15 protein-coding genes are annotated in these 14,414 nt (G+C 42.6%); 9 read left to right on the plus strand and 6 right to left on the minus strand.

The features are described 5' to 3' along the window. The first annotated feature begins 24 nt into the window (after nt 1-24). Together CSV75_RS13055 and CSV75_RS13060 are read left to right on the plus strand one after the other, a co-directional pair. Nucleotides 25-345: a thioredoxin family protein gene (locus CSV75_RS13055; protein ID WP_099676174.1), complete on the plus strand. Its 321-nt coding sequence runs from the start codon at nt 25-27 to the stop codon at nt 343-345. Between the two features lie 133 nt (nt 346-478). Then, nucleotides 479-994, plus strand: a complete 516-nt coding sequence (locus tag CSV75_RS13060) for a C39 family peptidase (RefSeq protein ID WP_099676175.1) — start codon at nt 479-481, stop codon at nt 992-994. Here CSV75_RS13060 and CSV75_RS13065 read toward each other — a convergent pair. After that, the gene (locus CSV75_RS13065; RefSeq protein WP_099676176.1) at nt 983-1,870 is read right to left on the minus strand and encodes a 5'-3' exonuclease; all 888 of its coding nucleotides are present in this window, start codon (nt 1,868-1,870) and stop codon (nt 983-985) included. The two genes, CSV75_RS13060 and CSV75_RS13065, sit on opposite strands and share 12 nt — an antisense overlap. 115 nt (nt 1,871-1,985) lie before the next feature. On the opposite strand from CSV75_RS13065, the gene CSV75_RS13070 reads away from it, so the two are divergent. Together CSV75_RS13070 and CSV75_RS13075 are read left to right on the plus strand one after the other, a co-directional pair. Beyond that, nucleotides 1,986-2,504, plus strand: coding sequence for a hypothetical protein (locus CSV75_RS13070; RefSeq protein ID WP_199171364.1), 519 nt, complete (start codon nt 1,986-1,988; stop codon nt 2,502-2,504). A 27-nt stretch (nt 2,505-2,531) separates the two neighbouring features. Continuing rightward, the gene (locus CSV75_RS13075; protein ID WP_099676177.1) at nt 2,532-3,152 is read left to right on the plus strand and encodes a hypothetical protein; all 621 of its coding nucleotides are present in this window, start codon (nt 2,532-2,534) and stop codon (nt 3,150-3,152) included. A 167-nt stretch (nt 3,153-3,319) separates the two neighbouring features. Here the strand turns inward: CSV75_RS13075 and CSV75_RS13080 are convergent, their stop codons facing one another. The 4 genes from CSV75_RS13080 to CSV75_RS13095 form a co-directional block, all read right to left on the minus strand. Further along, nucleotides 3,320-4,006, minus strand: coding sequence for a DNA alkylation repair protein (locus CSV75_RS13080; protein WP_099676178.1), 687 nt, complete (start codon nt 4,004-4,006; stop codon nt 3,320-3,322). A 24-nt stretch (nt 4,007-4,030) separates the two neighbouring features. Next, on the minus strand, nt 4,031-4,444 hold the full coding sequence (locus CSV75_RS13085) for a CotY/CotZ family spore coat protein (RefSeq protein ID WP_099676179.1): 414 nt from the start codon (nt 4,442-4,444) through the stop codon (nt 4,031-4,033). 102 nt (nt 4,445-4,546) lie between these two features. Next, entirely contained in the window at nt 4,547-5,566 is a 1,020-nt protein-coding gene (locus tag CSV75_RS13090) for a YheC/YheD family endospore coat-associated protein (protein WP_099676180.1), read from the minus strand. Nucleotides 5,567-5,572: 6 nt separating this feature from the next. Next, a complete protein-coding gene (locus tag CSV75_RS13095) occupies nt 5,573-6,796 on the minus strand; it encodes an ATP-grasp domain-containing protein (protein ID WP_099676181.1) in 1,224 nt (407 codons plus the stop codon). A gap of 313 nt (nt 6,797-7,109) precedes the next feature. Here CSV75_RS13095 and CSV75_RS13100 point away from each other — a divergent pair, with 313 nt between their 5' ends. The 3 genes from CSV75_RS13100 (at nt 7,110) to CSV75_RS13110 (ending at nt 10,797) form a co-directional block, all read left to right on the plus strand. After that, a complete protein-coding gene (locus tag CSV75_RS13100) occupies nt 7,110-8,510 on the plus strand; it encodes an FAD-binding oxidoreductase (protein ID WP_099676182.1) in 1,401 nt (466 codons plus the stop codon). Beyond that, nucleotides 8,507-9,481: a bile acid:sodium symporter family protein gene (locus CSV75_RS13105; protein ID WP_099676183.1), complete on the plus strand. Its 975-nt coding sequence runs from the start codon at nt 8,507-8,509 to the stop codon at nt 9,479-9,481. The genes CSV75_RS13100 and CSV75_RS13105 overlap by 4 nt, the downstream gene beginning before the upstream one ends. A gap of 179 nt (nt 9,482-9,660) precedes the next feature. Beyond that, nucleotides 9,661-10,797, plus strand: a complete 1,137-nt coding sequence (locus CSV75_RS13110; protein WP_099676184.1) for a CapA family protein — start codon at nt 9,661-9,663, stop codon at nt 10,795-10,797. A 66-nt stretch (nt 10,798-10,863) separates the two neighbouring features. Here CSV75_RS13110 and CSV75_RS13115 read toward each other — a convergent pair whose 3' ends face one another. After that, entirely contained in the window at nt 10,864-11,436 is a 573-nt protein-coding gene (locus CSV75_RS13115; RefSeq protein ID WP_099676185.1) for an SCO family protein, read from the minus strand. A 330-nt stretch (nt 11,437-11,766) separates the two neighbouring features. On the opposite strand from CSV75_RS13115, the gene CSV75_RS13120 reads away from it, so the two are divergent. Then, on the plus strand, nt 11,767-12,579 hold the full coding sequence (locus CSV75_RS13120) for a gluconate 2-dehydrogenase subunit 3 family protein (RefSeq protein WP_099637012.1): 813 nt from the start codon (nt 11,767-11,769) through the stop codon (nt 12,577-12,579). Nucleotides 12,580-12,606: 27 nt separating this feature from the next. Continuing rightward, entirely contained in the window at nt 12,607-14,361 is a 1,755-nt protein-coding gene (locus tag CSV75_RS13125; protein WP_099637011.1) for a GMC family oxidoreductase, read from the plus strand. Nucleotides 14,362-14,414: the final 53 nt, after the last annotated feature.

Raw genomic sequence — 14,414 nt, forward strand, 5'->3', positions numbered from 1 at the left:
ATTTACTGAATGGAGGCGATTTTGATGAAAGAAATTAAAACAGCTACGGAGTTTGAAGAAATCATTGCGAGTGACCAACCAGTACTTGTGAAGTTTGAAGCAGACTGGTGCCCAGACTGTAAGCGTATGGATATGTTCATTGATCCAATCGTTGAAAAATACGATACATACACATGGTATGAAGCGGATCGCGACGTTATTCCTGAAATTGCTGAAAAGTATGATGTAATGGGTATTCCAAGTTTGTTAATCTTCCAAAACGGCGAGAAGCATGCACATCTACATAGTGCGTCTGCGAAGTCACCTGAACAAGTTACGGAGTTTTTAGACGAAGTGAAGATTTGAAGATGCTATGTGAAAATGCTGAGAGCCAATAGGTTCTCAGCATTTGCTTTATAGGGCGAGGACGCAACAACTATGAGCGCTACACATCAACCCTTCACAAAAAACAACTTTCCGTAGAAAGAAGGAGTTCTTCATGTCCAAATACATAGAAGTAAAAGGCAAATCCCAATATGACAACGACATTGAACCAAGCTACCGTCCGTCGGCTTGTGGACCTGTTACAGCGTATGTTTTGTTGCGTCATTTCTTTCCCTCTGAACCGATTCCTTCTATTAATGAGTTGTATCGAACATTAGGTAGTACGAAGATTGGTTTGCCTACTTGGCGCTTTGTTCGTCAGCTGAACCGATTGCTCGGCTCGCAATGGCATGTGAAAGTTTGTCATGTGCAGCAGGCGATTGAACAGGTCGATGAAGACCGTCCCGTTGCGGTAAAATTTGATAAGTGGTTCAAGTTCAAATGGTGTAGTCGTTTTTCATTCGATTATCATTGGGTCGTGATGGTCGGGTATGAATATGTAGACAATCAACTGCATGTACTCGTTCATGACCACGGCGGCAGAAATCGCGCGAGCCGTGTACGTTCCATCCCCTATGAACCGAATAAAAAGATTTTGACGTTTGTTAAGATCGAACCGTTAAAACGGTGAAACAGGTAATCCTTGTTTAGCGATCATGGAATATCCTAGTTCGTCCATCACGTTAGCTGTTTCTGCAGTGAACTCGGGAATGATCAATTCTTCTAAAGGATCATCGAGTTTGATTTCACAATGAATGGTTGCGAGTTCCTTCGAAATCATGAGCATTTCCTCTTCTGCATTCAGCTTCTTCTGGACACCAGCTGTTAATCTTTCTCTTGCCGCGAGCACACCATCGACCGAACCATACTCCTGTATGAGCTTTAATGCCGTCTTCGGCCCAATTCCCTTCACTCCAGGGTAACCGTCACTAGAATCTCCAGTGAATGCTTTCATGTCAATGAATTGCTTAGGAGTAATCCCATACTCTTCTATAAAACGAGCTTCCGTGTATTCATCATACTGCGTGAAGCCTTTTTTCGTCAGCGCAATCGACACATCTGGCTGGAGTAACTGAAGTAAATCTTTATCTCCCGACACTACTGTCAATTTCGCTTCGTCTTTCCACGTTTCAATCAGCGAACCAATCAGATCATCCGCTTCCATATTGTTAATTCCATAACTCTTCCACCCTAGTGTTTCCGATACTTCCCGTGCCATATCAAACTGGGGAATTAATTCCGGTGCAGGTGCAGGGCGATGCGCTTTATAGTCTGCGAATAATTCATTACGGAATGTTTTGGATCCCATATCCCAACACACCGCCAAATGCGTCGGTTGGAAAATCGAAATGGCACTCATCGTATGTCGTGCGAATCCTTGCACGCCATTCGTTGGTACATCGAATGCATTGCGGAAAAACTGCCCGCTATGTGCCGTCGCAAAAAATGAACGGAATAACAATGCCATTCCATCCACTACTAAAATATGCGGTTTATTTTCATTCATTCTATTCCACTTCCTTTGTCATTAGTTTAGCACAACTGTCGTGCGAAGAGATAATAAGGTCAAATAACCAACAGACTGCATATGATAAAACGAATAGAAAAGGAGGCGTAAAAAGTTGAATCCACAAGATGATTTTATGGGGTATCCGCAATATACAGATCCATATTGGCAAGGTGCTGACCCACAAGGCTTCTCCACAGCACAATCGTTTTCTTCATGGCAACCTTGGTTTCCAGGTATGCAGGGATCTCAAAGGTTCCCAGGTATGCAATGGTTTCCGAGTATGCCCGGCTTCCCTGGATCACCTAGTTTTCCCCAGCAACCGAATTTCCCTGGACAGCAACCAGGTCGGCCAGGGAATCCAGGCGGTCAGGCGGCAGCTCCTACTTCCGCGCCACCGAATCAAATCCCGAGCTATCCAGAATTTCAGGCGTTCGCGGTAGACCCGGGTGCCATCGCAGGTTGTTTGTATCGCTTTACGTATGTATGGACTTCACGACGGAATGGATTCTGGTTTTATCCGACATTTGTCGGTCGACAATCCGTCGCAGGGTTTCAGTGGAATTCACGCAGATTCCGCTGGGAGTATATAGGCATTGATTTGCAACGTATTGATCAGTTTCGTTGTGTGTGAAATTAGTCTAAATGAAGGAGTGATCGTTTGAATCAGCAGGATGAAGGCATGTGGTATCCGAAGCTACCTGACGGATATCCAGGTCAGCAGAATGAAGGACACCATCAACAGTATCACCCACAATATGGCCAACAACAACAGGGATGGCCAAGTGGATATCCAGGATACCCGCCACCCAATCAACAAAATCCGCAATGGCCGCCTGGTTATCCAGGGTATCCACAGCAACATCAGCCCGGTTATCCAAATTATCCTCATCAACCCGCCTATCCGGGGCACTCGGGGTATCCTGTCCAGCATGGATATCCAGGACATCATCAACAGCATGACAACCACGGTCATCACCAAGACCCTCATCACCATGGACAGCCAGGAGGTCATCCACAGCAAAGTGCACCGACTTCCGCTCCTCCAAATCAAATACCGAGCTATCCGGACGCTCAACTACGCGCAGTTGATCCGGGCGGCATAGCAGGCTGCTTGTACCGTTATACGTATGTATGGACTTCGCGAAACAAAGGGTTCTGGTACTACCCGACATTCGTTGGCAGAACTTCAATTGCTGGGTATCGATGGGATTCACGACGGTACCGATGGGAATATTATGGGTTAGATTTGCAAAAAATCGATTCATTCAGATGTATGTGAATTGAAATATTGCTTTCAAAATAGTTTTAAGAGAAGCCTGATTATTTGTCAGGTTTCTCTTATTTTTATCCATCCCAATACTTTTCTTTATACTTTACGATCTGAATAATGGCTTTTTGAAAAGCCGTATTCATAACTAAAAACCTAGTCACAAGACTAGGTTTTTGTCAGCGCCTTTTCATACTGCGAAGTACTTGTTTCGTCTCTTGATCCACACGCATCGACTCTGTGATTTTCTGTAACGCTTTATTATACGTAAATACATCCAATGAATTTTCCCTAGCCAAATAATCCAGTGTGGGGTCAGGCAACTTTACAAAACAACTAGACAACGCCCAAGCCACCGCCATTTTGACGTAATATCCTTCATGTTGCACATGATCTAGTAAGCCCAGTACTCTGTCGATATAGTCGCGCTCAATATAATAAATGAGCAACATGACAATGCCGAAGCGAAGTTCATATTCGTTCTCCGAAACTACATATGGTTGGAGGAATGACCAAACACGTTCCTTATGTTGTTTGGTCATTTTCAACCCCGAACAAAAACTATCGCAAACGGACCAGTTATCTATTTTCGGAACAAATTTCGCTACGTACGTCAAAAGCTCTTCGATGTCCACTTTTACGTAACCCATCACTAAACCTTGTAACATCACTTCTTCAAAATACTCATCATTCACTGTCTGTAGATACGTCCGCCAATCATCTTTTGCAATGCCTTTTGCAAGTTTACGTAGTGCCGGCATTCGCACGCCAAGAATATTTTCGTTCGTCGGTATGAGTGCGGATGAAAACTTCTGATAGTCCGTATCTATTTGTTCAAAAATTTGTTTTCTAATTGTATTGTGCATATAAGTTCACCTGTTGGTTTGTATTTATTTTTTCGGTTCAATAGTAGGTAATTTTTTATCAACTAGCTTAGGGGGAAGTGGTGTGATGGTACAAAAACAATTGATATTGACTATAATACAGCTTTTCGTCTTCCGAAGGGAGTAAAATTCTTCGCAAATGTCTACTGGATTGCCTTCCATATCAACTGGCTCTAGTAAAGTTAAGCTTGCACAGCATGTGTCTATATCGATTTTTTCCAATCTGAAATAAGGGGTCTTTATACATTTATAATGGGCGCTAAATGGTGTGTGTAACTCGCAGTCGTGAAGTGTAAAGGGTATCGTATCGAAGACAGGAAACGAACAGACGTATTGAAATCCTTGACTGAATGTAGCCATCAACTCTTGTTCTTTCAGTAATTTTTTCATCGCAATACAAATTGCACTTGGGTTATTCATTTTTTCACCTACCCTTCCTATACGTATCTACTATCTATATGACAAAGTCGAAAGAAAGGTTATGTGCGGACAGACATGAATGGATAATTCTTGGAATAACCATCACGTCGATTTATGTTGATTGGCAACATACACGGCATAAGGAACAAGGTTTTTCGCTATAGTAAATGCGAGTTCCTCATTTCCTGGTCTCCAATTCACTTCGAATATCCAAAGCTTATTATTTTCGTCGACACCTATATCAATTCCGAGCTCATCAAATTCTATGTCGTAAGTACTTTCGAATTCATTGGTGAAACGGTCAGCAAACTTCTCTAAAGTCTGTCTCATATTCCTTCGTTCATCGCCAAATTCCCTTTCTAAAAACGATCGAAACGTCCCCATACTGCCTCCACGAGCAAGATTACTCGTCACTCTATCCATCGTACCGATCCGAGGGTAAATAATCGAAATCATCCATTTCCCTTCCCCGTCTTTCTGAACATGTAGTCTGAAATCATAGGGATTCCCGTCTTTCGTTCGGCAGGATATATACGGCTGGACCAAGTAAGCTTGCTCACGGAGTAAGTCTTGAATACTGGAAAGTAGTTGTTCGCGATTTTGGGTCGTCTGTTCCGTATCAATTATCGTATGGAAACGCTCTCCATCTTGCTCGATGAACCAAATCCCCCTTCCTTGACTGCCGGATACTGGTTTCATAATCACTTTTTTATATTTCTTCATAGTGTCTAACACATCTTCAGGTTGATCAATCCGTATCGACGGGATTAAATAATCTACAAATTCGGGCATTTTACTGATCCTTCTATAGACACTCATTTTATTGCCGACTGAGTGTGAAGTGAAAGGAACGATCTTACTTAATTTAGTGTAGACTTCAATGTCCTCATCGGTCTTCATGCCGCAAGCATTGTATATGACATCGGGAAACTTCATGTCTTGTTCTATCCACTGACCTTCTTCATATACATAACCTGAGATTACATTCGCTTCAAAATTAACGCCTTGTGGCGAAAAGTAGTAAAAATTCACTCCTTCCATTTTAGCAACGGCTGCCCAGGCAAAGGCTTTATCTACTTTGCTCGGGTGTTTCCTTGAATGCAACATCCCCACTGTAACCATCTGCTCTCACTCCTCATTAGATTCTATATAAAACTTGATATTCTTCGCGGCATGCATGGCATTTCGTTTCGCTTTTGATGCGGTATCACCAGAAGCTATGACATAGCCATACCGACTGCCCATTGATATCGGCGGTGTCATGAATGTACCTTTACGTGGTTTCACGTAGACTTCCCGCACGCCTTCACGCTTCATTGCATAATTTTTCCCTGTCACTTTCAACAGCGTGCCATACGTGTTCACGGTAATATAATGCGTATAGATATGATGTTCGTGTCTTCTTTTCAAATTGATTTCTTCACCCATAAAGAGCTTCAACGTCTCTTCCATCAAATTAATACCAAAGGCCTCTTCGATCATGCGATTCATGGCGCCACCCGATATTCGTGGATTCAACTCAATCAACTTCCAGGTATCCCTGACATATCGTAACTCGAGATGACAGGCGACATTTTTTGCTCCGAGGTCGTTACAAATCGATTCCACTGCGCTAACAAGCTTGGCATATAGCTTGCTCTCTAGTGATAGCTGAATATCATAACCGGTAATGATGAACTTCAAGTCTTTTTGGATATCCTGTTTAATTACCGCAACTAGATGGAGCTCTCCTTCCACTACCACAAGTTCAACCAAATACTGCGGGCCATCCAAATACTCTTCAATGACAATCTGCTGGGATGGATAGTTTTTCAACATACTTTTCATAACACGCGTCATTTCTTTTCGATCTTCTACGAGGTACACATCTCTTGACGCCTTTGACAGTGGCGATTTGATGATAAGGGGAAATGTCTCTTGCTCGCTGATGAACTGCTTCAAATCTGTCGTTGGCTCAAAAACCATAAATTTGGGTGTCACTTCGTTTTGAGCCAATGCTGTTCTAGTTAACACTTTATCCTCCATTTTCAAATAGGCATCAGCAGAAATTCCTGCTTGGCAAAATTCATTTGCGAGATGCGCGGTCATCGATACAAATGGATCTACAAAACTGAAAATCCCTTTCAGCTTTAATCCCAACTTCTGTATTGCATAAATATGTTCTCGGATTGCTTCTTCCGTTATGCGATCAATATGAATCATTTGTGTAACTTCCGGAAACTCCTCTCTTTGATCGATAAATCTCGCATTCTCGGTTAACAACACCGTGGCGTAGCCTAACCTTTCTGCCGCCTTTATAGCTTCTCTGCTCGAACCACTCTTCGTGGTTTCCACAAACAAAATCGTATTCATTTCACACACTCCTTAGCCAAAGCCTGTTCATCATTTGTATGTGTTAATAAGAATACAAACAAAACAGTCAGTTATTTTTGCGTTCCTTTATTCATATGAAAGGTTACTGCTAGTCAGATAGGCCTTCGAACATGCGTGAATATAGTTTTTATGCTTATGAAACATTGAATTAAAAGAACAAGATGAGTGAACTATCGTTGAATTATTCAGATTAATAAGTATAATAGTATAATGTCCGATACACGAGTTATAAAATTCTAATCAGTAGAACTACCTTCACCATCACTAATTCACCTTTAAGGAGAGAACAACTATGACAGCGACTACTGAAACAATCGTCCAGGCTTTACAAGACGTATTAACCGAACAACAAGTGACCATCAACGAAACCGTGCGTGAACTCCACGGAAAGGACGAATCCTACCATACGATGAAATTACCTGATATTGTCGTGTTCCCTTCTTGCACTGACGATGTAGTTAAAATTATGCGCGTATCGAAAGAGTGTAACGTAGCGGTCATACCATTCGGACTCGGCTCGAGCCTAGAAGGTAGTGTTATTCCCGATAATGGGGGCATTACAATAGACTTTTCAAACATGAACGCGATTCTAGACGTACGCGCGGAAGATTTCCTCGTTACGGTCCAACCAGGCGTCACACGTACTCAATTAAATAAAGAACTGAAGAAACATGGACTGTTTTTCTCTGTCGATCCAGGGGCAGACGCGACACTTGGCGGCATGGCGGCAACGAATGCTAGCGGCACAACTTCCGTCAAATACGGCGTCATGCGCGATCAAGTACGTGACCTCGAAGTGGTCTTAGCAGATGGCACGGTCATCCATACCGGTAATAAAGCGGCTAAATCTGCATCTGGACTTCATTTAAACGGATTATTTGTTGGCTCAGAAGGAACACTAGGTTGCTTCACTGAGCTGACCTTACGCGTTTATGGTATTCCTGAATTCACAACAGCTGCCCGTGCATCATTCCCTACCGTTCATGACGCAGTTGAAGCAGTCGTTTCGATCTTGCAAGCAGGCGTTCCGATTGCACGGGTAGAATTGGTGGATGAGCCTTCTATTAAACAAGCGAATATCTTCAGTGAAACTCATTATCAAGAAAAGCCCACATTGTTCCTGGAATTCCATGGCAATGAAGCGGGGTTACAACAAGATGTCGAATTTACAAAAGAAATTGTTGCAGATCATCAGTGCACAACTATCGAATTTGAAACCGACAATGCAGAACGCAATCGACTATGGGAAGCTCGTCACAATCTGGCCTATGCCTATATTCATGGAAATCCCGGCAAAAAACTCATGGTCACAGACGTCTGCCTACCGATTTCCGAACTGGCGGACGCGGTCAATCATGCACGTGAAGTAGTCGAGTCACTTGAAATGCCAGGGGGAATTGTCGGCCACGTAGGCGATGGTAACTTCCACGTATTGCTAATGATGGATATGAATGATCCGGCAGAACTAGCCAAAGCCGACGAACTAAACGAAAAAATCGTTCACTATGCACTGGAACGTGGCGGTACGTGTACCGGAGAGCACGGTGTCGGAATCGGCAAACAGAAATACCAGCAACAAGAACACGGCGCTGCACTTCTTGTCATGCAGAAAATCAAACGAGCTCTCGATCCGGATAACCTACTCAATCCAAATAAAATTTTCCACCTGGATTCCGAGGTGATGAAACCATGAAAGCGCTCGAAACAATCGGCTCTATCGCAGGAAAGTACTTTGCATTTTGGGTCATCCTGGTCGCTGTGATCGCGTTCCTGTTTCCGAACCCTTTCCTCGGATTAGGTGCATACATCACGATTTTACTCGGTGTTGTCATGTTCGGAATGGGACTGACGTTACGTGCAGTGGACTTCAAAATCATTTTGACCAATCCACTACCTGTGATCATTGGCGTAGCCGCTCAATTTGTTGTGATGCCACTCGCTGCTTTCGGTCTTGCCTATTTATTGAAGCTACCACCTGAACTGGCAGCTGGTCTTGTATTGCTAGGATCTGTTCCAGGGGGCACTGCTTCAAACGTCATGGTCTATCTAGCGAAAGGAAATCTTGCATTATCTGTTGCGATGACATCCCTTTCCACTCTATTGGCACCACTTGTCACGCCGCTATTATTACTAGTGTTAGCCGGTCAATGGCTACCCGTAGATGCGTTGTCGATGTTTAAGTCAATCGTCCAAGTCATCATCATTCCGATTGTGCTAGGACTACTCATTCAACGATTTTTCCCGCAAGCGGTTGCGAAAACTGTATCCGTTGTACCGATCATTTCAGTTGTTGCGATTCTCATCATTGTCGCTGCAGTTACTTCCGCTAACACAGGCAATGTCGCAAGCTCAGGTCTACTCGTATTCATCGCCGTATTCTTGCATAACGGGATCGGATTACTTCTCGGTTATGTGATTGCACTTGGACTCGGATTGAATGAAAACGACAGACGGGCCATTTCACTCGAAGTGGGCATGCAAAACTCCGGACTGGGTGTAGCGCTCGCAACTGCCCACTTCGGACCACTTGCTGCACTTCCAAGCGTATGGGGTGCGATCTGGCATAATATTTCCGGTCCAATTCTTGCGACGATCTGGTCGAAGAAGCCGACGAAGGACATCGAAGAACAGAAAGTCTTGATTCAGACGAAAATACATGTATAGAGAAACCACGCCATGCCTCGATTCCCATGTCGATGTATGGCGTTTTTTATCTATAATAGTAGAGAAAAATAATATATTATTACAATTTACAAATTTCATTGTTTACTATTCTACTAGTGTGCTATCGTTAGTTTTAGAGACTGACAAGAAATAGTCATTATAGATATGGAGAGATTTTTGTGAACAGAAAATGGCTTGTTGCATCACTAGGTTTTATTTGGATTATAGGTGGTCTAATTTTATGGAACGATTGGAATAATAGAGAGTTTGCATTATCGACTAAAACGGATGTGCAAACACCACAGAATGCGGCCAAAGATACGTCTGAAAAATTGACTGAAGTAGAATCAGATCAAAAACTAGAAGAAACGATTATTCATACGGCGACAATCGGTATGGTTGGCGATGTATTATTACATAATCCAATTTATACATATCCTAACTTCGATTTTGCATTCGAAGCGGTAAAAGAGAAGATGGCTAGTATTGACTTTCTCTTGGCCAATCAGGAATCTATGCCTGGCGGTGTCGAACTTGGTTTATCTACCTATCCAAAATTCAACAGTCCAAAACATATACTCCCCGCTTTACAAGATGTTGGTGTTGATATGGTTTCATTCGCCAACAATCACACATTCGACAAAGGGGAAAATGGTGTGCGCAAGGCGATTGAACATGCGCAACAATATGGCATGCAGTATGTAGGGGCTTATGAATCTTTTAAAGACCGCAAAACAGAACGGATTGTCGAAGTTAACGGTATCAAAATCGGTGTACTCGCTTATACGTACGGTACAAATGTAAAGCTAGACTTGCAAGACAAAGAGTACTTGGTCAACTATATTGATCGTGAACGAATGGAAAATGAAATTCAGCAAATGAAGCCAAAGGTAGACGTGACGATCGTATCCTTACATTGGGGTCCCGAGTATCAACTCGAAACGTCCAAAGATCAAGCGGAACTTGCACAATTCGTTTCGGATGCGGGTGCTGATGTACTATTCGGACATCACCCACATGTTTTACAACGCTATGGAGAAGTAGGAAATACTAAAGTATTCTTCTCGCTCGGCAATTTCTATTCTGCCCAACCGTTCGATTATACAAACTTCGGTGGAATCGCGAGACTGTCTGTAACGAAAGAACAAACGGGTGATCAAAAGACTGTAACTATCGAAGATCCACGCTTCTTCCCGACTGGCGTCATTAAAGATCAAGAGAAGCGCTTTAAAGTCGTTCCTCTTAATAAAGCCAATACAACCATTCATTACACGGAAGAATGGGTAGAAAACCATGTCGGTGTACCGAAATGGTAAGTAGATAAAACAAATAACGCCTTTCTAATCAAGTGATTAGAAAGGCGTTATTTTTGACGTATTTCTTTATTTCCCTAACACGGTCTTTACATCCTCTATCAACAATTCATTCTCCCTCGCTGTTAGGCCATCATATCTTTTCACAATTTCACCGTCAGGATTAACTAAATAAAAATAATAGCTATGCGCACGTTGGTCTAAAGCTCCACTTTCCAATATAGAAAGGAAGGTATTTCTTGATAATTCCTGAATCGTTTCAAAATCATAACCTGTCAAAAAACTCATCGTACGGAGATCTGCTCCAAAATCTGCAGCATAGTTCCTTAATACTTCGGGTGTATCATTTTCAGGATCTATACCGAATGAGATAATACGAGGTTCCAAACCCTCTTCCTTTAATCTCTCTTGAACACCGACCATATTAGCGGTCGTTCTTGGGCATACGGTGATGCAGTTGGTATAAGAGAAATAAGCAATCCACCAGTCGCCTTTTAAATCCTTCAAGCCAAGCGGTTGGTCGTCCTGTGTAGTAAATTCAAAGTCTGGCATAGTTTCGGACATATTCGTTTCGATCTTCTTATTGCAGCCACTTAACATAAGAATGGTTGTACATAGAAGAATAGCCATTTTTACTTTCATTAAGATCCTCCTTCGTTTCGTATGACGCAATACATAAAGTGATTTTCCCACAACTAACTCCTGTATATTATTGCTCGTTTTTTAGTACATCATTTATTCCAACCTAACGTACTTGAATAGTTTTACTTGATAACATACAAAACGACACTGTATTACAGTCTACTACTTCTTCACTTACAAAATCAAAAAACTCAATAAAAATATGTTAAATGATTATGATGTTGTCTAAATATGATAAATAAGGGAAGGATAAAACAGTAGAGTTTATGCAAAAATCCCGGTATTCAGTTTACTGATCAATGAAATTTTTATGTATAAGGAGGAGTTTGGATGGCCGATCAACAACCACCCAAAGACGTAAATGGCAAACCGCAACACGAACAAGATAGTAGCCGGAGAAATTTCCTGAAAAATACTGGACTCGTAGCTGGTGGACTCGTCGGTGGATCACTTTTCGGAGGTCTAATCTCAGGCGGTTTGGATAAGAAAAATGATCAACATAACAAAACAGCTGTAAACGAAAGCAATAAAGGTGTCGAAGTAACGCAAGCCCGTCAGTTTTTCACACGTCATCAAGATTTTAAAGTATTACATGCAGCAACAGAACAGATTTTACCTGAGGACGAACTCGGTCCAGGCGCCATTAAACTAGGTGTGCCTTATTATATCGACAAACAACTAGCAGGCCGCTGGGGTGTCAATGCATACGATTACCGACATGCTCCATACGCGATTGACTTGAAGGAAGCCGATCAAACTGCAGGGCCAGGCGGAGAACAGTCGATTTTGGATCGTGGCATGATCTTCTTGCTAGGATTACGTAAAATGGACGAAGAAAGTCAAAAGCGTTTCGGAGTCACATTTGATCAAGCAACTGAAGAGCAACAAATAGAAATCATGACGGACGTCGAAGCAAACAAAGTGAAGATGAAAGGTGTTAAAGCTTCTGAGTTTTTCATTCTGTTAAAACAAGCGACATTAGAAGGCGCTTACTGCGATCCATTATACGGTGGCAATCTCAATATGGAGGGCTGGAAAATGAAAGAGTTTCCGGGCGCAGTGGCTTCCTACTCCAACTATATTGAATCAGATGAATTTGTAAAGCTAGATCCCGTCAGTCTGAGAGATTACCAAGGTCACTAAAAATAGAAACCGTGAGGAGGATATGCAATGGTTAAAAAACTTGAAAAAGTAGATGCAGTCATCGTAGGTTCAGGTTGGGTCGGAGGAATCGCGGCTGCTGAACTTACGAAAGCTGGATATAATGTGGTCATATTGGAACGAGGTAAAAATAAAAAGCATGAAGACTATATTGGCACGAAAGACGAACTGCGCTATTCTAAACGGTATGATCTCATGCAAGAATTGAATAAGGACACGATTACTTCTCGTAACTCCATGAGCAAAGAAGCCATACCGGTTCGGAATAATATGAATGCACGTCTTGGAAACCATACGGGAGGCGCAGGTGTACATTGGAACGGGATAGCTTTCCGCTGGTTGCCATATGATTTCGAAATTTACAGTAAGACTGTAGAGCGCTATGGTAAAGATAAAATCCCTAAAGAATCGACAATTCAGGATTGGGGGATTACATATGATGAGCTCGAGCCATATTATGATCAATATGAAAAAACAGCTGCCATCTCAGGCGAAGAAAACCCAATTGGTCCTCCACGTTCCGATAAGTACCCCAATCCGCCAATGAAGGAAACGCCGAATATTCGTCTGTTCACCAAAGCAACGAAAGCGCTCGGTTACCACCCTTATCGTATTCCGTCTGCGAATGCTTCAAAAACGTACACCAATCCAGACGGTGAAACCATCAACGGGTGCGTATATTGTGCATTTTGTGAAGAGTATGGTTGTGACTTCGGAGCGAAAGCGGATCCGATCGGTACGGTACTCAAGACGGCACATAAAACAGGTAAGATGGAAATCCGTAATGACGCGTTCGTGAATCGAGTAAGCCACGATGGAAAGAAAGCGAACGGATTAATCTATACCGATACAACGACTGGAGAAGAATTCGAACAACTAGCAGATATCGTAGTACTTGCAGGTTTCGTCTTTACGAACACGAAATTGTTGTTACACTCTAAAATTGGACAGCCATACGACCCGAAAACAGGACAAGGCATCATCGGCAAGAACTTCACAGGTCACTTCAACAACTTGTCAACGTATATTGGCGCTCGCGGATTCTTTGAAGACAAGAAGTTCAATAACTTCATGGGTGCTGGTGGTATGGGTGCGACGATCGATGACTTCAGTGGGGACAATGAAGATCACACGAACCTAGACTTCTTGCATGGCTATGAAGTGCACTACAGTCAACTTGGTTCACGTCCTATTGCCAATAACGCAGTTCCATATGATACACCTGGTTGGGGTAAAGAATTTAAAAAGAATTCAATAAAATATTATAATCGTAACCTATTCATCACACCACAAAGTGGCTTCTTGCCGAACAAGAATACGTATATGGATCTGGACCCAACATATAAAGATGCACTCGGCAATCCACTTCTTCGTGTCACCGTTGAATATGCAAAACAAGACATCGCACGTGCGAAAGCAGGCGTCGCACGTTGTGAAGAGATCATGAAAGAAATGGGTGCAGACAAAATGAACGTCGACGTGGTGAAAGACGATACGGTATTTGACCATAAATTCTATACGGATCACTTCTTCGGTGGTGCCATCATGGGAGCTTCTCCTGAAAACTCCGCAGTCAACACCTACTCACAAATGTGGGATATGGAAAATCTATTCGTCGTAGGCGGGTCTTCCTTCCCGCATAACAGTAATTACAACCCGACCGTTACGATTGGTGCATTCGCTTATCGCGCAGCGGAAGGCATGATTAAGTACTTAAAAGAAGGCGGCAATATCGCTGCTAAACCACTTGAAAAGAACGCTTGAGTTCTGAGTGAATAAAAACGCCATCACCTAATCTGAATTGACAAGGTGATGGC

Origin of the sequence: Sporosarcina sp. P18a (assembly GCF_002743135.1) — a bacterium.
Lineage (GTDB): Bacteria > Bacillota > Bacilli > Bacillales_A > Planococcaceae > Sporosarcina.